Genomic DNA, 21404 nt, shown 5'->3' with positions numbered 1-21404 from the left:
GCGCGCGATGACCGACATCCGGGTGCCGGTGGACGGGGCCGACCCGTCCGTCGAACGAAACCTCGTCGACCAGTTGGAGGGCCCGTACCCGGGGACCGTCCGGCGGGTGGTGGTGCCGATCGCCACCACCGGCGCCGCGGCGGTGGACTGGACCAGCCGGCACCCGCTGCTCACCGTGGTGCTGCGCCGGGACCTGGTCGAGGAGACCATCCGGGTGACGGTCACCGTGCACCCGGGAAGCACCGGTGAGCGGGTGCTGCCGCCGGTGGTCTTCGCGCCCTGGTCGGCCGCCGGGGCGTCGGTGCCCGCGTACGTGCCGGACACCGCCGACGAGCCGCTGGTCGCGTCGTTCACCGTCGCCGTGACAGCCGAGCGGGCCGTCGACGGCGCCGCCGCCACCGCGGTCACCGGTGCGGCGCTCACCGGGCTGGTCGAGCTGGCCGTGCTGGAGGGCAACCTGGGCCGGCTGCTCTACCTGGTGTCGTACGAGAAGCACCGGCTGCGCCGCGCGGCCCGTGAGGTGCACGCGTACCGGACCCTGGCCCACGCCCGGCGTGACGCGCTGGACCGGATCGGCGCGGACGTCGGGGTGGCCCGCTTCGTCGACGAACTGGTGCACGAGCCGGCCAGCGGGGAGGTCTACGCCCGCCGGCTGGCTCCGCCGGCCCGCGAGCCGGACCCCGCGTACGCCCACCGGCTCGGGCTCTACCGACGGTTCCTGCTGCCCACTCCGGGTGCGGTGCGCCAGCTGCTCAACGGCCCCGGCACGGACACCGACCGGAATGCCGGGCTCTTCGCGGACCTGCCCGGCGGCGCACGGTTCACCCTGCGCGAGGACGACGACCGGTTCGCGGTGGCGATCCGGCTGGTCGCCGCCGGTGATCCGCAGCACCGCACCAACTTCCTCGCCCAACTGCGCCGCGACCGGCTGGTGCTGCCCGCGAACACACCGCCGAACAACACCGTGCACGCCGGCCGGGCGTCGCCGGCCAGCCGATTGACCGAGGTCACCACGCTGCGGGCCAGCCTGCGCCAGTCGTACGCCTTCGGCAGCGCGCACGGCGTCGCGCCGCCGCTGGCCGTCGCCCTGGACCGGGCGGGGCGGGTCTGTCGGGCGCTCGGCTCGTCCGTCGTGTGGCAGGTGACCCGGGCCCAGGACGACGCCGGTGGCAGCCGCTACGAGCTGGGTCTCGGCGTGGACATCACCCCGCCGACCGGTGCACAGGCCACCGACCTGCGCAACCGTGTGCTGGACGCCGGCCGGAACGCCACCGCCGACCGTACCGCCGAGGCGTTGATCGCCGCCGCCCGCGCGCGCGGCGTGCCCACGGTTGCGGCCGACGGTGCGCTGGCGTGGCTGTGGCAGGTGTGCGGGTTGCAGACCGTCCACCGGATCAGCACCGCCACGGTGTACCTGTCCCACCTGCCCACGCGCGGGCTGGCGGTGACCGCGCCGGTGAGCGCCGCGGTCGGCGCCAACACGGCGGTCGAGGCGCAGTTCCACGCGCCGGGCGACCCGGGCGGCAACGCGCTGCTGCTGGCCGGGCTGGCTGGCGCCGCGGCGGCCTGGACCGGCGGTGGCGAGCCGGGGTGGGCGCAGCTGACCGATGCGGCGGCCCGGACCCGGTGGGCGGCGGTGCCGACCCGGCCGGCCGGGCAGCCCGTGGACCAGGTGCTCGCCGCCGCCGGCCTGCCGGCGGTACGGGATCCGGCGCCGGTGGTGGCCGCGCTGAACCGGCTCCCCGACGAGCTGGTGGAGACCATCGAGCTGCCGGCGGCGTTGGCCAGCGCGCTGATCGCCGGGCAGCCGGCCGCCGGCGACCGGCTGGCTCGGCTGGTCGGGCTGCTGCGCGACCAGCACCTCGCCGCCGCGCTGCCGCTCGTCGACACCGGCAACCGGGTGCTGCTGGTGTGCAGCCTGATCGGTCTGCCGCAGGCCGGGCTGAACCTGTCCGAGCGCCGGGCCACCGGGTTCCGCTGGTACACGGTGGGGCTCGGCGGCGGCACGGCGGAGATCAAGGCGGTCGGCGCCCGGACCACGCTGCGGCCCACCCATGCCGGGTTGGTCGCCGTGGTGGCGCTCGCCTATGTGCGGACCGGCCTGACCGACCCGTACGAGTTCCGGGTGGAACTGCCCGACGGGGTGACGTTGACCCTGGCGCAGTACGAGCGGCTGATGAACGCGCTGGCGAGGGTCTGCCCGCTCGGCGTGGAGATCAACACGTTCGGCATTCGCCGCGATCACGTCGACCTCGACGCCGACGGCACCGCCGAGCCGCTGCGCCCGGCGGTGGCCCGGACCTACCGCACCTTCCAGCAGCGCCGGCACCGCGGCGTGTACGACCAGCTCTGAGAGGGACATCATCATGGCGAGCGAGATCAACTACGACGGGCTGACCGTCACCGAGCTCTACCGGATGTTCACCGAACACGGCATCCCGCAGACGGACGCCAGTGTGCTGGTCTCGTCCTGGATCTACGAGAACGTGGGCACCGCGAAGCGGGTGTTCAACTACGCCGAGTCGTTCCCGGCGGTGGAGCCCGGCTGTGCGCCGCCGCCGTTCGCCCGCACGTTCGCCCACGCGGACTGGGTCGACGGCGAGGACGTGGTGCAGGCCGGGCAGACCCCCGGCGAGCAGGGCTTCAACGAGCGTTTCCACCGCATCGAGCACGACCTGGACCACCTTGGCACCGACCTGGCCAAGGCGTTCTCCTGCATGGCGGTGATGCGCGTGAGCCTGCGCCGGCTGCTCGACGAGATCCGCGCGGAGATCAACCGACTGCACTCGACGGTGCACGAGAACAGGGTCGAGGGTGGCCCGTTGCACATCGAACAGATCCCCAACTACATGAGCACCCTCGACTTCGGGAAATACATGGGCACCACGATGTTCCTGGACAAGAAGGTCAGCATCTGGCAGACCAAGGCCGGCACCATCGTGCTGCCCGCCGTGGAGACCCTCGGCGTGGACGTGGTCGCCGGCCCGAAGGTCCGGGGCGCCGCCTATCTGGAGCGGTACGCGGCCGAGAACGGGGACGTCCGGCAGCGCTTCCCGCGCGAGGTGAAGCTGACGGAGTTCATCCGCTTCTTCGGCGAGGAGGAGTTGGCCGACGGTCGGACGGTCCGCGACGTGCTCAAGGTGCTGCCGGCGGAGACCGCCTATCAGAGTGTGGACGCGATGTTCGGCGAGGTGAGCGAGCGGGAGGCGGCGATCGTCCGGACCACGGTCGGTGCCCAGTCGGCGGTCGCCGCCGCGCTCGGCATCGAGACTGAGCTGGAGAACGTCGGGGACGCCGACATCGCCATGCTCGCCGGGGTGCCGACCAAGGTCCGGGCGGCGCTGACCCGCGCCGGGATCAGCACGCTCGGCAAGCTGGCCGATGCGCCGGCCGAGCGGGTGCTCGGGATCATGAAAGAGGCAGGGGTACGCGCCGACGTCGGTGACGCCGCCGAGTGGACCGGGTACGCCCGGACGCTGAGCAAGCTGCGCTGAACGGCCGGTACCGAATCCGGCGAACGGTTGGTCCACGCCGTTCGCCGGGTCGGTGTGACGACACTGCGCTGGCGTGTCGATCGTCCACGCCCGACCGTGGAACTGCCACGGGGCGATCGGGTGCGAAGGGCGCATGCATGGCTGTTCACGAGGTAACGCACGGGCTTCGCGCCGGGGCACCCGAGACCGACGCGGGGCAGCCTCCCCGGTACGCGCTGCGGCTGCTCGGCGGGTTCGGGTTGGAACGCGACGGGCGGGTGGTGGCGGTGCCGCAGGGTGCCCGCCGACTGCTGGCCTACCTCGGCGTACGCCAGCGGTGTGCCCGGTCTGAGGCCGCCGGCACGCTCTGGCCCGGCTCGCACGAGGAGCGGGCCCGGGCCAACCTGCGGACCATGCTCTGGCGGCTGCACCGGGTCACCCCCGAGCCTCTGGTGGAGGAGGACGACCGGCTGGCATTGGCCGCCGGGGTGACCAGCGACGTGGCCACCCTGAGCACGGCGGCCACCGCACTGCTGGCCGGCGGGTCACCGGTCGGCGGCGGCCCCGGTGTGCCGGCGCTGGCGACCGGCGAACTGCTGCCCGGCTGGTACGACGACTGGGTGCTGACCGAGCGCGAACGGCTCCGTCAGACGCAGCTGTACGCGCTGGAGGCCCTCGCCGAGCGGCTCACCACGCAGGGCCGGTTCAGCGAGGCGGTGCAGGTGGCGCTGACCGCTGTGCAGTTGGAGCCGCTGCGGGAGAGCGCCACCCGCACGTTGATCGCCGTGCACCTGGCGGAGCGCAACATCAACGAGGCGGTACGACGGTTCGAGCTGTTCCGCGCCGACCTGGGCCGGGAGTTGGGCGTCGCCCCGACGCCCTGGCTGGAGCACCTGGTGCGGGCCGGCATGGCCGGGGGTGCATCCCGGTATCCGTGATCGACTCACGGTCACACCCGACGTCCCCCCGACCGGTCGCCGACGTCACGCGCGCCCCCATGCCGCCCCCAGGGCACCCCCGACCGGCACTGCCTGTTGTGCGGATCAGTGTGTCGCGGGCGGCACGCTCTGTTCGTACTGGAAGACGTTGTGGGGGTCGTACTTCGCCTTGATCCGGCGCAGCCGGTCGAAGTTGCGTCCCCAGTAGGCGGTCTCCCACTCGGCCATCCCGATGTTCGGCACGTTGACGTAGGCGCCGTCCACGTAGGGCCGGAGCGCCTGGCTGAACTCGGCGATCCAGGTCTGGGCGATCGGGGTGACGTCGTCACCGCTGTCCGGTTCTCCGCGAGTGCCCCAGCCAACGCCGGGCTCGGAGTAGAAGAGCGCGTCGCGGTGCGGGAAAGCCGTGCCACCGAACGGTTCCTGCCGCTGCGCCCCGGTGCCGAAGGCCTGGGTGAAGAAGTTGCTGTCGGCGGAAGGGGCGTCCTCCATGAACGCGCGAATCACACTGATCGCCTTCTCCGGGAACGGTTCGCGGGTGAACTGGGAGAAGAACTTCCAGTTCGCGGGCTCGTCCTCGGTCGGAATCTGGAAGCCGGCATAGGTGTCGCTCCAGCCGCCGATCTGCACCGTCACCGTGGGGTTGCCGACCGAGAGGACCGGTGCCAGCAGCTTTCGCACCTCCGCCTCCGATCCTTCCGCGAGCACCCCGAACAGCAGGATCTCGTTCGGGTGGATCTCGAGTTGGGTGCCGAGGCGGGGGTCGGTGAACGGTGCGCTGCGCTGCCAGGAGTCGAAGACCCCGTGCAGGTCGTCGAGGCCTTCCCAGGTCGCCTGCAGGTAGGCGACAGTCTTGAGCGGAGCCACCTTGTAGGTCAGTGAGGTGACGATCCCGAAGTTGCCGTTTCCCGCTCCGCGCAGCGCCCAGAGCAGGTCCGAGTGGTTCCACGGGTCCACCTCGAGCACCTTCGCGCCGTCGGCGCCGGCCGCGACGACGATTTCCGCCCCGATCAGGTTGTCGCAGGCCATGCCGAGATAGCGGGTCAGGAAGCCGAAGCCGCCGCCGAGGGTCGCACCGGACAGGCCCACGGTGCCCTCCGTGCCCGTCGTCGCCGCCAGGTCGTACTCCCCGAGCGCGGTCACCGCCTCCGACTGGTTGAGCCCGGCGCCGACCCGTGCGGTGCGACTGGCGGGGTCGATGTGGGCATCCTTCAGCTCGCTGACGTCGATCACGATGCCGTTGTCGACGTTCGACCAGCCTTCGAGGCTGTGGCGGCCGCTGCGCACCCGCAGCGCGACGTTGTTCTGCCGCGCCCAGGTGAGGGCGTTGACCACGTCCTGGGTCTCCTGAGCGAAGACGATGACCAGCGGATAGTGAACGAACAACTCGTCCCAGCCGAGGCTCGCACTCGCGTAGTTGGGGCTCTGGGGGCGGACGATGCGGCCGGTCAGCTCCGCCGGCGGGTACTTCGCGTCGGAGGGCCACCCGGGACCATCGGCCGCGATTGCCGAGCTACCGGCGATCATGCTCGGGAGAGCGACCGCTCCGGCGCCAACGGCGGTCGCCCTGAGCAGATCGCGACGAGAAAGGTCGCGCATGGTCCAAATCCTCTCGATCGGTGTCACGCCCGAAATATGAACCAAGAGGGCCTTTGCCTCTCATTTGGCGCAAACCAACCGTAATGCCCGAGGCTTCTTCGAAGATCTGAGAACTTGTCACGGAACCCGGTCGGGTGATGCGGTGCCGGGTCAGTCAGTTCGGGGCGGGCTGGTCCAGGATGGCGCTGAACCGCTCCTCGGCAAGGTCGAGCTGGCCGAAGATGTGCCGCTTCACCGCCAGTGACAACGGCGTGTCCGGCCGGCCGATGAGGTCCCGGAAGAGCGGCACCAGCGGCCGGTACTTCCGGGCCGACGAGACGACCTTCGGCCCGACCGTGTGGATCACCCCCACGCCGTTGTCGGTGAAGTCCGACACCTTGATCACCCGGGCCCAGGGCTCCCGGTCCAGGCTCACCGCCAGGTGCTCCCGGTACTGCGCGTTACGGTCGCGCTGCGGGTCGTACGCCGGGTTGGTGACGGCGGCTACCAGGGTGGCCACCCGCGGCCCGAACCGCGCGGCGAGCGCGGCCAGCGCGGCCCCGGTCGGGTCGGCTCCCGGGTCGCCGTCGGCCAACTCGGCCGGGTGGTCCTCCACCGCGTCGTGCAGCAGGCCGGCGACGATCACGTCCACGTCACGCACCTGATAGTGGTGCATCAACCGGATCGTCACCCGCAGCAGGTGATTGAGGTACGGCTCGCGAACGCGTCGGTCGTCGCGGTGCAGCTCGGCGGCGAGGTCGAGCGCGGCGGTCAGCCGTGCTCGGGCGGTGTCGTCGAACTGTTGGACCTCCAACCGGAAACGTTCCAGCAGACCCGGTTCGCCGTGGATCTCGGTGATCGCGTGCATCGGCATGCTGCCCAGGTGCGGCGGGAAGTCCATGCGTCACTTATAGCCGATCTCCACCACATCGATGAGCCCCTACGTCGCCGACCCGACCACAAGTCCCGGCCGTCACCACCAGCGGCACGGTGGCTCCGGCGAGAGGGTCCACCAGGAGGGGGACCAGCGGGGCCGGCAGGACGGGGTCGCGGCGCAGGACGGGCGTCCAGCCCGCGTCGGCCCCGAGGTCCGGATCATGGGTCGCGTTGTACGCCGCCAGCAGGTCGACCGGTCGTGCCAGGCCGCCGCCCTGGCGCACCCAGGAGCCCCGCTCGGTCAGCGCGGTGCCGCCCCAGTCGTAGAGCAGATCGGCCGGGTCGACCGTCGCGTCCAGAGTGAAGAAGTTGTTCTGCGCGTAGATCGCCGACTGGACGCCGACGCCGAGCGCGTACTGGAAGTCGTCCCCACCGAGCCGGTAGTGGTTGTTGTAGACGTCGACCTGACCGAAGCGCACCCGGGGCAGCCGTTGCAGGACGCCGTCGAAGAGGTTGTGGTGCAGGGTGACCTTCAGCCGCCCCACGTCCGGGCCGACCGTGTTGGACGAGCCGATCAGCATCAGCTTGTCCCGACCGGTGAAGCGGTTCCACGACGCGGTGACCAGGCTGGCGGTGTGCGTGATGTCCAACGACCCGTCGTGCACCTGGTACGGCCGGCCGAAGTGGACCGGCTGGGCGTTGTCCGGGTTGTCACCGTCGGTGAAGGTGTTGTGGTCGACCCAGACGTTGTCGCTGCGGCGAACGGAGATCTGGTCGTACTGGCTGTTCCAGTTGCCGGCCTCGCCGTCGGTCGGTGACCAGGCGGGAAAGCAGTCCCGGGCGTCGACGAAGGTCAGGTTGCGGACGATGACGTTCGACGCCCGGTCGATCATCAGGGTGAGGCCGCTCAGTCGAGCACCCCGCAGCCCGACGATCGTGGTGTTCGGGCCGACGTTGACCTGGGTCTGCCGGGTCTGGTTGGTCACCGAGCGCACCCGGGCCTCCTCCAGCGGCCCGCTCGGTGGCACCCGTCCCCACACCGCCGGGTCGTACGCGGCCAGGTAGGCGTCCAACCCGTACGCCGGGTCGGCCAGCTCGGCGCAGCTCAGCGGCGTACCGTCGGGCCCCTCGAAGCCGTCGATGGCGCCGTCGACGTAGATGAGCTTCGGCGTGGCGTCGGTGGCGTTGCTGGCGTTGTCACCGCCCAGCGCGGCGACCAGCTCGGCCCGGCTGTGCACCACCCGGGTCCGGTCCGGGGTGGCCGCCGAGCCGCCGCTGGTGCCGGCGCCCTCGGCCGCCCAGCCGTCGCGCTCGGGCAGGGCCTGCCGCCCGAGCTGACGGGCCAACCAGGAGAGCCGATCGGCGGACGCGACGTCGGGGCGGGGAGCGGCGGCGGCCGGGGCGGCACCGAGCAGGAGCGCGATCACCGTAGCGCCGGTGAGAATTCTGCGCATCGACGGTCTCCATTCGCTGGTGGTGTGGGTCGGTCCAATGCGGCCCGCACAATCTCGGGCGATGTCTGCTGTCCTTCTATCCCGCCAGTTCGGCGCGGTACGCGGCGGCCGCCCACGGCACCGCCAGTTCGCTCGGGAGCGCCCCCCGCTCGGCGGCCCGACGCAGCACGTCGACCACGCCCCGCAGGTGGCGGACCCGATCCCTGCCTTCGCCCACCGCGGTCACCAGGTCGCCGTCGAGCAGCCGGGGCTCCGGCGCGGCCCGCAACGCGTCCAGCAGCGCGGTGAGCGGCGCGGTACGGGCCAGCGGGGCGATCAACGGCACCCCCGCCGGGTCGACCCGGTGTGCGAGGAGGTTCTCCAGCAGCCCCTGCCGCCCCGGGACGCGGCGGGTCACCACGTCTCCGGGCAGCCGCAACCGGTCTGTCGGGTACTCCAGCACCGCCTGCCCCGCCGAACCGGTCACCACCACCTCGCCCGCCACGAACTCCTCGGCGGCCAGGGTCACCGCCACCAGCACGGGTGGGCCGGCGCGGAACAGGACCCGCAGCACGGCGGTGTCCTCCACCTCGATCGGCCGGACCCGGTAGCGTTCCACCTCGATCGCGACCGGCCAGGGCGTCGCCCCGCCGAGCGCCCCGGCGATCGCCAGGCACTGCATCACCGCGTGCGCGAGCGGGTTGGCCAGCGCGCCGTCCAGCACCGGCCGACCGTTGAGACTCCGTCGACCGGCCCAGGGGGAGCGGGCGTAGTAGGCGTCCGGCCGTTGCCACGCGGCGACGGTGGAGATGCCGGTGACCGTGCCCAGCCGGCCTGCGGCCAGCGCGTCGGTCAGCGCGGTGAGGGCCGCCGAGCCGAGCGCCTGGAAGCCGACCTGGGCCACCCGGCCGGCGGCGGCCAACGCCCAGGTCAGCTCCTCGTGCTCGGCCAGCGACAGCACCGGCGGCTTCTCCAGCAGCAGGTCCGCACCGGTGGCCAGAGCGTCGCGGGCGATCGCCAGGTGGGTGTGCGGCGGTGTGCAGATCACCACCACCTCCGGCCGGGTGGCGGCGAGCATCGCCCGGTGGTCGGTGAACACCTCGACGCCGGGCGGCACCGGCGCCGCCGGATCGTCCTCCACCGGCCGGACGTCGACCAGGGCGACCAGCCGCAACCGACCGGCGGCGTGCAGCGGCGCGATCACCCGTCGGTGCCAGCGTCCGTGCCCGTTCGCGCCGATCACCGCCACCCGGGGCGGTGGCGTCCCCCCGTTCACCACGCACCGGCCAGCGTCGGCCCGGTCACCGGGCACCGGCCAGGGTGGCCTCGACCCCGTGCCGCTCCAGCGCGGTCAGCCAGGCGATCACGTCGGCGCGGACCTCGTCGTCCTCGGCCACCTCGACCGGGATGACGTCGCGCAGGGCGAAGACCGCGTCGACCGCGCCCGCCGGGCTCTGCGTGCCGGCGTCCAGCGCGGCGCGGATCGGCCCGGCCAGTGGGTCCTGGAACGGCAACGGATGCCCGTCGTCGGCGTGGCCCAGCGCGAAACGCAGCCACGCGGCCACCACCAGTGCGCCCCAACGCGCGCAGCGGCCGGCGGCGCGCAGGTCGACGATGGTGTGCAGGACCCGCTGCGGCAGCTTCTGCGAGCCGTCCATCGCCACCTGCAGGGTGCGGTGGTGGATCGCCGGGTTACCGAACCGGGTGAGGACCTGCTCGCCGTAGTCGACCACCCGGACCCCGTCCGGCGGCGTGAAGCTCGCCGCCACGTCCTCCGCGATCAGCCGACGCAGCACGTCGCCCAGGTGCGGGATCTCCAGCGCGTCGGCGATCGTCTCCCGACCGGCCAACGCGCCCAGGTACGCCACGGCCGAGTGCACGCCGTTGAGGGTGCGCAGCTTCAGCCGCTCCCACGGGCCGGCGTCGTCGGTGAGCACCGCCCCGGCGTGCTCCCAGCCCGGCCGGCCGCCGGGGAAGTCGTCCTCGATCACCCACTGCGCGTACGGCTCGGCGGCCACCGCGGCCAGGTCGGTCACGCCGAGCGCCCGGCGGGCCGCCTCGATCGTCTCCGGCGTGCTGGCCGGCACGATCCGGTCCACCATGGTGCCCGGGCAGGTGACGTTGCCGGCCACCCAGTCGACCAGCCCGGCGGGCACCCCGACGGCCCGACCGACCGCCTGGTCGAGCATGCCGCGCAGTCGTCGGCCGTTGGCCGGGAGGTTGTCGCAGCTGACCAGGGCCACCGGCCCGGCGTCCGCGGCGGCCCGGGCGGCCAGCCCGCGCAGCAGCAGCCCCGGCACCGTGCTCGGCGGGCGGCCACCGGCCAGGTCCGCGGCGAGCGCCGAATCCGGGCACAACCGGCCGGTCACCGGGTCGAGTTGGTACGCCTTCTCGGTGATGGTCAGCGTGACCACCCGCACGGCCGGGTCGGCGAGCAGCGCCACCACGGCGTCCGGGTCGCTGGCCGCGTGCCGTACCCCGCTCAGGGCGCCCACCACCCGGGTGGCGCTGCCGGCGGCGGAGAGGGTGCTGACGCTGAACAGGTTGTCCTGCGCGGTGAGCGCCTCGACCAGGGCGGTGCTGCGCGGGGCGACGGCCACGATGCCCCAGTCGCCGCCGGCCGCGCCGACGGCTACCTCGGTGTAGACAGCCTGGTGCGCCCGGTGGAACGCACCCAGTCCCAGATGCACGACACCGGCCGGCACGGTCCCCGGACGGATCAGGGGGCGGGCCTCGGCGGGCAGCCGGCGCAGCATGCCCAGGCCGAGCCGGGAGGCGCCGACGGTCACCGCCACGCCGGGCCGTCCGGGAAGCGGAACTCGGCGATCGACGCCGGCTTCATGGTGGCGCTGTAACCGGGCCGCGCGGGCAGCAGGTAGCGGCCACCGCGGGTGCGTACCGGATCGACGAAGTGCTCATGCAGGTGGTCGACGTACTCGATCATCCGACCGTCCAGGCCGGTGCCCACCCGCAGGTAGTCGAAGATCGCCAGGTGCTGGACATACTCGCAGAGGCCGACACCGCCGGCGTGCGGGCAGACCGGCACCCCGAACTTCGCCGCCAGCAGCAGCTCGGCCAGGACCTCGTTGACGCCGCCGACCCGACACGCGTCGATCTGCATCACGCCGATCGCCTCGGCCTGCAACAGCTGCTTGAAGATCACCCGGTTGGCGGCCACCTCACCGGTCGCCACTCGACACCGGCCGCCGGTCAGCTCGCGCACCGCCCGGGCGATCCGGGCGTGCCCGAGGATGTCGTCGGCGTGGGTCGGCTCCTCGATCCAGTACGGATCCACCTCGGCCAGCGTGGCCATCGCCGCGATCGCCTCGTCGACATCCCAGACCTGGTTGGCGTCCATCATCAACAGCGCGTCCGGGCCGATCTCCTCCCGGATGATCCGAGCCCGACGCAGGTCGTCCGCGAGCGGGCCGCCGACCTTCATCTTCATCGCACGCCACCCGTCGTCGTACGCCTGCCGGGTCAGCGCTCGCACCTTGTCGTCCGGGTAGCCGAGCCAGCCGACCGAGGTGGTGTACGAGGAGAAACCATTCTGCTTGAGCTCGGCGAGCCGGCCATCGCCTCCGATCAATCCTTTGTCGAGGATGGCGGCTGCCTCGTCCGGGGTGAGCGCGTCGGTGATGTGCCGGAAGTCGACGCTGGCCACCAACTCGTCGGTGGGCAGCTCGGCGAGGAACCGCCACATCGGCTTGCCGGCCAGGGTGGCCCGCAGGTCCCAGACCGCGTTGACCAGCGCCCCGGTCGCCATGTGGATGACGCCCTTCTCGGGGCCCAGCCAGCGCAGCTGCACGTCGGCGCTGAGCGAGCGCCAGAACGCCACCGGCTCGGCCGCGATCTCCTCGATCGTGCGCCCTTGCACGTGGTGGGCCAGCGCGCGGACCGCCGCGCAGGTGATCTCGTTGCCCCGGCCGTTGGTGAAGGTGAACCCCGCGCCGGTCGGCCCGGCGTCGGTGCCCAGCTCCACGTACGTCGCCGAGTAGTCACCGCGGTTGATCGCGTCGGAGCCGTCGCCCCGGGCGGCGGTCGGGAACCGCACGTCGTGCACCTCGACGGAGGTGATGGTCACCGTCACTGGTCCGCCTTTCCAAAGTTGAAGACCCGCTTGGGCAGCCGGTACGCCAGGTCGACGATGGTCTCGGCGGCCTCGTCCATCGGCAGCCGGTGCTCGGCGACCAGCCGGGCCAGGAAGCCGGCGTCCACCCGGCGGGCCACGTCGTGGCGGACCGGGATGGAGCAGAACGCCCGGGTGTCGTCGACGAACCCGGTGGTGTTGTAGAAACCGGCGCTCTCGGTGACCGTCTCCCGGAACCGGCGCAGCACCTCGGGGGAGTCCAGGAACCACCAGGGCGCGCCGAGCAGCAGCGCAGCGTACCCACCGGCCAGCGGCGCCAGCTCCCGGGTGAAGGTGTCCTCGTCGAGGGTGTAGAGCACCACCCGCAGCCGCGGGTCGTTGCCGTAGCGCTCCAACAGCGGGGCGAGCGCGTGCACGTACTCGGTGGCCTGTGGGATGTCGCCGCCGACGTCCCGGCCGTGCCGGGCGTGCAGCCAACGGTTGTGGTTGCGCACCGCGCCGGGGTGCAGCTGCATGACCAGGCCGTCGTCGAGGGACATCCGGGCGAACTCCACGAGCATGTGCGCCCGGAACGCCTCCGCGTCGGCGGCGTCGGCCGCGCCGCGCCGGCCCCGGTCGTACAGCCGCTCGGCCTCCTCCGGTGCCAGGTCCAGGGTGCGCGCGGTGGGGTGGCCGTGGTCGGAGGACGTTGCGCCGGCGGCGATGAACGCGGCGCGCCGAGCCCGCAGCGCGGCCAGGTAGCCGGCGTACGTGCCGGTGTCCTCGCCGGCCAGCTCACCGAGCCGGTCCACGTTGGTCGACCAGCCGTCGAACTCCATGTCCACCACGTCGTCGGGGCGGAACGTGGTGACCACCCGGCCGCCCGGCCCACCCCAGCCGTCGGCGGCGAGCTTGGCGTGCTGGCCGAGGTCGTCCAGTGGCGACTCGGTGGTGGCCAGCACCTCGATGCCGAATCGCTCGAACAGCGCCCGGGGTCGGAAGCCCGGCTCGGCGAGCCGGGCCGCGATCTCGTCGTACAGGGTGTCGGCGGTGGCCGGGCCGAACGGGGTGTGCACCCCGAACACGGTGCGGAAGGTCTGCTCCAGCCAGAGCCGCGACGGGGTGCCCCGGAAGAGGTGCCAGTGTGCGGCGAAGCGTCGCCAGATCACCCGGCCGTCGGTCTCCACCGGGCTGCCGTCGCGGGTGGGCACGCCCAGTTCCGCCGGGGGTACGCCCTGGCTGAGCAGCATCCGGGTCAGGTAGTGGTCGGGCACGATGAGCAGCTGCGCCGGGTCCGGGAAGGGTCGGTCCTCGGCGAGCAGGGCCGGGTCGACGTGCCCGTGCGGCGAGATGATGGGTTGCTCCGCGGCCAGCGCGTACAACTCCCGGGCCAGCGCGCGCTGGCCGGGTTCGGGCGGTAGGAGCAGGTCGGTGTGGTCGAACGTCGGCACGGGGATGGGCTCCTCGTCTCCTGTGTCAGCGGGGGGTGAGCAGGTCGGCGACCCGGACCGGTTGGCCGGTCTCGAAGGACCGGTTGGCGGCCAGGCCGGTGAGCAGGGCCAACGCGCCGTCATCGGCGGTCGCGGCGCGGTCCAGCGGGTCGGGTTGGCCGCCGAAGAGCACCCCGGTCATCCGGGCGTCCGCGCCCCCGTGCCCGTGCCGGGTCCGCCGCTCGACCGGGATCTGCTGGGGCGGCGCCCAGAACGGGCGCAGGGTGAGCGTCGCACCACCGCCCTCGGCCGGCGCCTCGGTGCCGTGCAGGGCGGCGCCCTTGACCGCGCCGGCCGTGCCCCGGTCGACGAAGTCGTTCTCGGTGACCTCGAGCTCCAGCCGGCCCCGGCTGCCGTTGACCATCACCCGGTAGCCCTCCCAGGGGGCGTACGCGGTGAGGTGGTAGGTCATCGTGGCGCCGGTGGAGTAGCGGGCGAGCACCGCCATGTCGTCCTCGATGCTCACCCCGGGGGCGAAGACGTTGCGGTCGCGCTGGTAGCCGTCCTCGGCCTCGGCGTCGAGGTACAGCTCACGCAGTCGGGGGTGCGCGTCCAGCCGCAACGCGAACGGGTCGTCGACGGCGGCGGGGGAGCCGTGCGCCCGGTCGTAGTCGCGGGCGTAGCCGTGCCGGCGGCCGCCCTCGCCGTAGAAGAAGAGCCGGCCGGCCGCGTACACCTCGACGGGGGTGGCGGCCAGCCACCAGTTGACCAGGTCGAAGTGGTGGCTGGCCTTGTGCACCATCAGCCCACCGGAGGTGGCCTTGTCGCGGTGCCAGCGGCGGAAGTAGTCGGCGCCGTGGCGTACGTCGAGCAGCCACTCGAAGTGCACCGAGCCGATCTCGCCGACCGCGCCCTCGGCGAGCAGCCGGCGGACCTGTTCGTGCAGCGGGTTGTAGCGGTAGTTGAACGCGACCGTCACCCGACCGCCGGTCTTGCGCACCGCGTCCAGGATGCGTCGGCAGCGCGGCGCGTCCACGGTCATCGGCTTTTCGGTGACGACCTCCCGGCCGGCGCGCAGCGCGGCCACCACGTACTCGTCGTGGGTGACGTCCACACTGGTGACCAGGACGACGTCGACGCGTTCCTTGTCCAGCATGGCGGCGAAGTCAGCGGCCCGGTACGTGGGCAGCGGACGGTGGCCCAGCTCGGACAGCCAGCGGTTGTGCGCGTCCATCCGGGCCTGGTTGACGTCGGCGAAGGCGACCAGCTCGGCGGTGTCGGCGTGGTCGAGCACCAGGGCCCGGACGAACATCTCCGCCCGCGCGCCGGTGCCCACGACGGCGTACCGGACCCGGCCGTCGGCTCTCGGTGACATACGGTCGCCTCCCCGGTGATCCTGCAAAGGTTTGCAGTGAAGTAATCACGATCGATCCGATCGCGTCAACGACGGCACCACAATCGGCGGTATATGTCAGTGTTTGCGGGGTCGCAGGTCACCAAGGGGAGTGCGGACGCAGCGAAGCCGTAACCATTCACCGTTGACACTGGAGCAACCGTTTGCATTAATGGGCCACACCCACGTGACCGCCGCCACATCGGACGAAGGGGCCGCCGTGCCAGTCACCATCCGGGACGTCGCCCGGGCGTCCGGTGTGCACATCTCCACCGTGTCCCGCACGTTCTCCGCTCCACACCTGGTCAACCCGGAGACCCGGGTCCGGGTGCTGGCGTGCGCGGAGGACCTGGGCTACCGGCCGAACCGGGCCGCCCGAGCCCTGATCACCGGGCGCACGCACAACATCGGGCTGATCATCGCGGACATCGCGAACCCATTCTTCCCGCCGCTGATCAAAGCGGCGGAGAGTCAGGCCCGGCACCGCGATTACCACGTCTTCGTGGCCGACACCAACGAGGACCCGACCGCCGAGGAGGAGCTGGTCCACGCGCTGGCCAAGCAGGTGGACGGGGTGCTGCTGTGCAGTCCTCGGATGAGCAACAGCCTGATCGAGCAGCTCAGCCGTGAGGTGCCGCTGGTGGTGGTGAACCGCCAGGTGACCGGCCTGCCCTGCGTGCTGATGGACGTCGGGCAGGGTGCCCGGGCGGCGATCGAGCACCTGGTCGGCCTGGGTCACCGCAGCATCGCGCTGCTCGGTGGCCCGCGCAGCTCGTGGACCAACCGGGAGATGCGCCGCGCCGCCGGCACGGCCGCCCGAGCCGGCGGCGCGGAGTTGACCGTGCTCGGCCCGAACTCGCCCACCGAGATCGGCGGCTCGGCCGCCGCCGAGCAGGTGCGGCGCAGCGGCGTGTCAGCCGTGCTCGCCTACAACGACCTGATGGCGATCGGCCTCATCGAAGGGCTGGACGCGCTCGGGGTCCGGGTGCCGCAGGAGGTGAGTGTCGTCGGGGTCGATGACATCGCCCTGAGCCGGCTCACCCGCCCCAAACTGACGACGGTGGCCACACCCACCGGGGCCGCCGGCCGGACGGCCGTCGACATGCTGCTGCAACAGGACATCGAGTCACCGCGCGGTGCGCGGGGGTCCGGTGCCGGCACGGCGCTCGGCGCTCGTCGTACCACCGCACAGGTAATGCTGCAGACCGACCTGGTCATCCGCGACTCGACCGGTCCGGGCCCGTACGCCCGACCGGCACGTCCCCTGGCCGCGCCGCAAAGCCCGGACCCGCATTGCCCTGCGGGCCCGGGCATCCCGACCGCGGCCACCGGTGACGCCGTCGCCTCCTAATGCCGAGGAGTGAGTGCACATGCACCCCGCAACGCCCCCCACCACTGACGCGCCCATCGGGCGCACCCACCGTACCGCCCTGCCTCGGCGGCGCCTGCTGCGCGGCCTGCTCGCCGTGACGGTCGCCGCGCCGCTGATGTTCGGGGCCGCGGCCTGCGGAGACGACGGCGGCGCCGCCGACCCGAACGCGCCGGTCAAGCTGTCCATCTTCTGGTGGGGCGGCGACGCCCGAGCCAAGCTGACCGAGGACGCGCTGGCCCTCTACACCAGGAAGCACCCGAACGTGACCTTCGAGAAGACCTGGCAGGCCAACCAGGGCTACTTCGACAAGCTGGCCACGCTCACCGCCGGCGGCAACCCGCCGGACCTCTTCCAGATCGACGACAACTACCTCGCCGAGTACGCGGCCCGCAACACCACGCTCGACCTCACCTCGTACCAGAAGTCCGGCAAGCTGGACACCTCCAAGTTCCCGGAGAGCCTCTGGCAGTACGGCGTTGTCGACGGCAAGCTCGCCGGGCTGGCTGCCGGGGAGAACACCCAGGGCCTGGTCTACAACAAGACGCTGCTGGCCAGGCACAACCTGCCCGAGCCGACCACCGGGATGTCGTGGGAGCAGCACATCGCCTGGGCCGAGCAGGTCACCGCCAAGACCAGGGTGCCCGGCACCCAGGACCCGAGCGCCGACTACAAGGCGTTCTGGGTCTGGCTGCGCCAGCAGGGCAAGGACCTCTACCAGGGCAAGGAACTGGGCTTCACCGCCGAGGACGTGACCACGTGGTTCGACCTGTGGAAGGGCGCCCGGGACCGCAAGGCCACCCCGACGGCCGACGTCATCCACGAGGGCAACTCCAGCGACATCACCAAGCAGCTGGTGGTCACCGGCAAGTCGGCGACCTCCTGGGTCTGGGCCAACCAGATGCGCGATCTGAAGAAGAACACCAAGGACGAGCTGGGCGTCGTCGCCTACCCAGGTGACCCGAGCGCGCAGTGGGCCCGGGCCTCGATGTACTGGTCGGTGTTCAAGGGCAGCAAGCACAAGGACGTCGCGGTCGACGTGATCAACTTCCTGAACAACGACCAGGAGGCGGTCAAACTGCTCGGCACCGACCGGGGCCTGCCGTCCAACCAGGACCTGCGCCGGGTGGTCAGCGACGACACCACCGACCCGGCGATGAAGCAGTCCATCGCCGTCGAGGCGGAGCTGACCCAGAAGTTCGGCACGTCGCCGCAGGTGCCGATCAAGGGACACAGCAAGGTCCGCTCCGAGCTGATCAAGGCCGCCGAGAACGCGCAGTACGGCCGGGCCACCCCCGCCCAGGCCGCCGCCCAGTTCATCGAGGCGTGCAAGTCCGCCATCGCCTGACCGCCCCCAGGGTCTGTGTCGAAGTCCCTGGCCGGACCGCCGCCTGGACTCCGCCTCGGCTCGACCGGGGACTTCGACACAGACCCTACGCGAGGAGAGGAGCTGTTCGTGGCGTTGACCACGGCGCCCGACCCGACCCGACGCGGCCCCGGATCCGTCCGGGCCCACACCGAGAGGCGTGGACCCGGACGCTTCCGGCACAGCGAAGGTCTGGCAGGGTACGTCTTCCTGTCGCCGTGGCTCATCGGGCTGATGGGTGTCACGGCGGTCCCCATGCTGTTGTCGCTCTACCTGAGCTTCACCAACTACGACATCCTCACCCCCTTTTCCGAGGTGGAGTGGGTGGGGTTGGCCAACTACGAACGGATGTTCACCGCCGACCCGTCGTACTGGCACGCGGTGCGGGTCACCCTGACCTTCGCGCTGATCGCCGTACCGCTGAAGCTGGCCGCGGCGCTCGGCGTGGCGCTGCTGCTCAACCGCGCCTGGCGCGGGGTCGGGTTGTTCCGGGGGCTGTTCTACCTGCCGTCGCTGCTCGGCGGCAGCGTCGCGCTGGCCATCGTCTGGGTCAACATGTTCAACCGCGACGGCGCGTTCAACTCGCTGCTGAGCCTCGTCGGCATCCAGGGCAAACCGTGGGTCAACGACCCGGACTGGGCCCTGGAGACGCTGATGGTGCTGGCCATCTGGCAGTTCGGCGCGCCGATGGTGATCTTCCTGGCCGGGCTCAAGCAGGTGCCCACCGAGCTGTACGAGGCCGCGTCGGTCGACGGCGCCGGCCGATTCCGTCAGTTCCGCAACGTCACCCTGCCGATGCTCTCCCCGGTGATCTTCTTCAACCTGGTGCTGGAGACGATCAACGGCTTCCAGGGCTTCACCGCCGCGTTCGTGCTCAGCAACGGCACCGGCGGCCCGGTCGACTCCACCCTGATGTACACGCTGAACCTCTACATCACCGGCTTCACCGACCTTGAGATGGGCTACGCCTCGGCGATGGCCTGGGTGTTCCTGCTCGCCATCGCGGTGATCACCGCGATCTTCTTCAGCACCGGGCGGTTCTGGGTGCACTACTCCGACGGGGAGGACCGGTGATGGTGACGGTGACCCCGACGGCCGACGCGCCGACCGGAGCAGCGCCGACCACGAGTCGCCGGCCCGGCGGTCGGCCGGTGCTGCGGCTGCTCATCCTGGTGGCGATCGTCGCCGTGGTGCTCTACCCGCTGATCTGGATGATCGGCACCTCGATGAAGTCCCAGGAGGAGATCGTCAACAACGTCGGGCTGCTGCCCGAGCGGTTCACCCCGGGCAACTACACCGCCGGGTGGTCCAACTTCGACGTCAGCTTCGGCCGGTTCTTCCTCAACAGCGCCATGGTCAGCCTGCTCACCGTGGTCGGCAACGGGCTCTCCTGCCTGCTGGCCGCGTACGCCTTCGCGCGGCTGCGGTTCCGGCTGCGCGGCATGTGGTTCGCCGTCATGATCGGCACGCTGCTGCTGCCCGGGCACGTGCTGATCGTGCCGCAGTACATCCTGTTCCGGACCCTGGGACTCGTCGGCGGCGAGTGGCCGTACCTGCCGCTGATCATCCCGCAGTTCCTGGCCACCGAGGCGTTCTTCGTCTTCCTGATGGTGCAGTTCATGCGCGGGGTCCCGCGTGAGTTGGACGAGGCGGCCCGGATCGACGGCGCCGGCCCGTACGGCATCTTCCGGCACATCATCCTGCCGCTGAGCCGCCCGGCGTTGGTCACCACCGCGATCTTCTCGTTCATCTGGACCTGGAACGACTTCTTCCGCCAGTTGGTCTTCCTGTCCCAACTGGAGGATTACACCGTGCCGGTCGCGTTGACGCTGTTCATCGACTCGACGAGCCAGAGCGCGGTCGGGCCGATGTTCGCCATGTCGGTGCTGTCGCTGCTGCCGGTCTTCCTGTTCTTCGTCGCGTTCCAGCGGATGCTCGTCGAGGGGATCAACACCAGTGGCATCAAGGGCTGAACCCGACGACACCGGCGGGCGGCGGGACTGGCGCGACGTCGCCCGCGACGCCGCCGACCTGGCACTGCTCGGCATCCTGCTGACGGTGGCGGCGGTGCCCCTGTGCACCGCCGCCGCGGCGGCGGGCACGGCCAGCGCGGCGGTGCACGACTGGACGCGGACCGGCAGTTGGCCGTCCGCGCGGGCCACCGTGCGCCGGTTCGGCCGCTCGGTGCTGCCCGGCGTGCCGGTCAGCCTGCTCACGCTCACCGTGGCCGGGCTGCTCGCCGCCGACCTGGCGGCGCTGGCCACCGGACGGGTGCCGGGCGGCTCACCCGCGCTGCTGGTGACCGCACTTGTCGCGGCCGGCCTGACCGGGTACGCGGGGCTGGTCGTCGTCGAGGTGGGCGGCAACGGGGGCGGGCGGTGGCGGGCGGCGGCCCGGTCCGCCGCCCGGGCCTGCCTCGACGCGCCCGCCCGCTGGGCCGCGCTCACCGGGGTGACGGCGCTGGCGGGCCTGCTCGCCGTCCTGGTCACCCCGGTCGCGGTGCCGATCCTCGCCGGATACACCGTGGCCGCCCTGCACGCCGTCGCCGGCCGGCCGGTCCCTGGCCGCGTCGCCGGCCACGGGCCGGCCCCTGCCCACCCGGAGCTGCCGTGAGTGGAGCGCAGGAGCCGGCGCGGCTGTTGGTCGGCGAGACGGAGGTGGCCCGGTACGTGCTCGACCCGGCGCTGGACGCGCGGCACGGGCCCCGGCCGTACCTGCACCCGGTGCGCACCCTCGGCGGGACGGTGGTCACCGACGCGCTGCCCGCCGACCACGTGTGGCACCTCGGCGCCTCCCTGGCCGTGCAGGACGTCAACGGCGCCAACCTCTGGGGCGGGCGCACCTACGTCCGCGACGTCGGCTACACCTGGCGCGACGACCACGGCGTCATCGCGCACACCGGGGAGGTCGAGCGCTCCCCGGGCCGGTACGCGCACGATCTCCAGTGGCGCGACCGAGCCGGCCAGGTGCTGCTGACCGAGCGGCGGTGGCTCGCCGCGTCGGCGGTCGCGCCGGGCGCCTGGCGGCTCGACCTGGACACCGTCCTGACCGCCCCGGCCGACCGGGAGGTGCGCCTGGGAAGTCCGGCCACCAACGGCCGTCCGGACGGGGCCGGCTACGGCGGGTTCTTCTGGCGCGCTGCCGCCGACGGCGAAGCGGCGGTCTGCACCGGCGACGCCGCCGGGGAGGAGACGGTCAACGGCAGCGCGGCGCCGTGGCTCGCGCTGACCGGAACCGGGCCGGGCGGCGGGGCGTACACCCTGGTTTTCGCCGGCCTCGGCCGGGGCGACCGGTGGTTCGTGCGGACGGGGATGTATCCGGGGGTCTGCGTGGCGTTCGCGTTCGACCGCCCTGCCGTGGTGCCGGCCGGCGGGAGCCGGCACGGCCGGTACCGGGTGGTGGTGGCCGACGGAGCCCTCGACCGGGACCGGGCCGCCGCGCTGGTCCAGACGGTGCCGTGACTCCCGCGGGTACGCCCC

General features: G+C 72.2%; 17 protein-coding genes. 9 read left to right on the top strand and 8 right to left on the bottom strand.

Translation table 11 applies throughout. From position 1 onward, the window contains the following. The first annotated feature begins 7 nt into the window (after positions 1-7). The 3 genes from OG811_RS28030 to OG811_RS28020 all read left to right on the top strand — a co-directional run bounded on the left by OG811_RS28030 (position 8) and on the right by OG811_RS28020 (position 4411). On the top strand, positions 8-2353 hold the full coding sequence (locus OG811_RS28030) for a hypothetical protein (protein WP_406070000.1): 2346 nt from the start codon (positions 8-10) through the stop codon (positions 2351-2353). A 13-nt stretch (positions 2354-2366) separates the two neighbouring features. Continuing rightward, entirely contained in the window at positions 2367-3494 is a 1128-nt protein-coding gene (locus OG811_RS28025) for a hypothetical protein (protein WP_406069998.1), read from the top strand. Positions 3495-3631: 137 nt separating this feature from the next. Continuing rightward, positions 3632-4411 (top strand): BTAD domain-containing putative transcriptional regulator, encoded by a 780-nt coding sequence (locus tag OG811_RS28020; protein WP_406069997.1) that lies wholly within the window; start codon positions 3632-3634, stop codon positions 4409-4411. Positions 4412-4516: 105 nt separating this feature from the next. Here the strand turns inward: OG811_RS28020 and OG811_RS28015 are convergent, their stop codons facing one another. The 8 genes from OG811_RS28015 to OG811_RS27980 all read right to left on the bottom strand — a co-directional run bounded on the left by OG811_RS28015 (position 4517) and on the right by OG811_RS27980 (position 15172). Continuing rightward, positions 4517-6010 (bottom strand): FAD-binding oxidoreductase, encoded by a 1494-nt coding sequence (locus tag OG811_RS28015; protein WP_406069995.1) that lies wholly within the window; start codon positions 6008-6010, stop codon positions 4517-4519. Positions 6011-6164: 154 nt separating this feature from the next. Then, positions 6165-6890: an HD domain-containing protein gene (locus tag OG811_RS28010; RefSeq protein WP_406069993.1), complete on the bottom strand. Its 726-nt coding sequence runs from the start codon at positions 6888-6890 to the stop codon at positions 6165-6167. Between the two features lie 7 nt (positions 6891-6897). Further along, positions 6898-8319 carry a polysaccharide lyase family 1 protein gene (locus tag OG811_RS28005; protein ID WP_406069991.1) on the bottom strand — a complete coding sequence of 474 codons (1422 nt, stop codon included), beginning with the start codon at positions 8317-8319 and terminating at the stop codon, positions 6898-6900. A gap of 76 nt (positions 8320-8395) precedes the next feature. Further along, a complete protein-coding gene (locus OG811_RS28000) occupies positions 8396-9610 on the bottom strand; it encodes a Gfo/Idh/MocA family protein (RefSeq protein WP_406069989.1) in 1215 nt (404 codons plus the stop codon). After that, positions 9600-11093, bottom strand: a complete 1494-nt coding sequence (locus OG811_RS27995; RefSeq protein ID WP_406069988.1) for a mannitol dehydrogenase family protein — start codon at positions 11091-11093, stop codon at positions 9600-9602. The genes OG811_RS28000 and OG811_RS27995 overlap by 11 nt, the downstream gene beginning before the upstream one ends. Next, positions 11084-12388: an enolase C-terminal domain-like protein gene (locus tag OG811_RS27990; protein WP_406069987.1), complete on the bottom strand. Its 1305-nt coding sequence runs from the start codon at positions 12386-12388 to the stop codon at positions 11084-11086. The genes OG811_RS27995 and OG811_RS27990 overlap by 10 nt, the downstream gene beginning before the upstream one ends. Then, positions 12385-13818 carry a glucuronate isomerase gene (gene uxaC / locus OG811_RS27985; protein WP_406069985.1) on the bottom strand — a complete coding sequence of 478 codons (1434 nt, stop codon included), beginning with the start codon at positions 13816-13818 and terminating at the stop codon, positions 12385-12387. The genes OG811_RS27990 and uxaC overlap by 4 nt, the downstream gene beginning before the upstream one ends. A gap of 25 nt (positions 13819-13843) precedes the next feature. Next, complete coding sequence (locus OG811_RS27980) at positions 13844-15172, bottom strand: Gfo/Idh/MocA family protein (RefSeq protein ID WP_406069984.1); 1329 nt, start codon at positions 15170-15172, stop codon at positions 13844-13846. 238 nt (positions 15173-15410) lie between these two features. On the opposite strand from OG811_RS27980, the gene OG811_RS27975 reads away from it, so the two are divergent. The 6 genes from OG811_RS27975 to OG811_RS27950 all read left to right on the top strand — a co-directional run bounded on the left by OG811_RS27975 (position 15411) and on the right by OG811_RS27950 (position 21386). Beyond that, the gene (locus OG811_RS27975) at positions 15411-16541 is read left to right on the top strand and encodes a LacI family DNA-binding transcriptional regulator (protein WP_406069983.1); all 1131 of its coding nucleotides are present in this window, start codon (positions 15411-15413) and stop codon (positions 16539-16541) included. Positions 16542-16560: 19 nt separating this feature from the next. After that, the gene (locus OG811_RS27970) at positions 16561-17907 is read left to right on the top strand and encodes an ABC transporter substrate-binding protein (protein WP_406069982.1); all 1347 of its coding nucleotides are present in this window, start codon (positions 16561-16563) and stop codon (positions 17905-17907) included. Between the two features lie 108 nt (positions 17908-18015). After that, on the top strand, positions 18016-18999 hold the full coding sequence (locus OG811_RS27965) for a carbohydrate ABC transporter permease (protein ID WP_406069980.1): 984 nt from the start codon (positions 18016-18018) through the stop codon (positions 18997-18999). Beyond that, positions 18999-19898, top strand: a complete 900-nt coding sequence (locus OG811_RS27960) for a carbohydrate ABC transporter permease (protein WP_406069978.1) — start codon at positions 18999-19001, stop codon at positions 19896-19898. Before OG811_RS27965 ends, OG811_RS27960 begins: the two co-directional genes overlap by 1 nt. Next, positions 19882-20538, top strand: a complete 657-nt coding sequence (locus OG811_RS27955) for a hypothetical protein (protein ID WP_406069977.1) — start codon at positions 19882-19884, stop codon at positions 20536-20538. The genes OG811_RS27960 and OG811_RS27955 overlap by 17 nt, the downstream gene beginning before the upstream one ends. Then, positions 20535-21386 carry a PmoA family protein gene (locus OG811_RS27950; RefSeq protein WP_406069976.1) on the top strand — a complete coding sequence of 284 codons (852 nt, stop codon included), beginning with the start codon at positions 20535-20537 and terminating at the stop codon, positions 21384-21386. Before OG811_RS27955 ends, OG811_RS27950 begins: the two co-directional genes overlap by 4 nt. Positions 21387-21404 lie beyond the last annotated feature (18 nt).

This window comes from Micromonospora sp. NBC_01638 (assembly GCF_045209745.1).
GTDB lineage: Bacteria > Actinomycetota > Actinomycetes > Mycobacteriales > Micromonosporaceae > Micromonospora.
The sequence above is the reverse complement of the archived record's forward strand: the minus strand, read 5'-3'. Positions and strand labels throughout refer to the sequence as shown.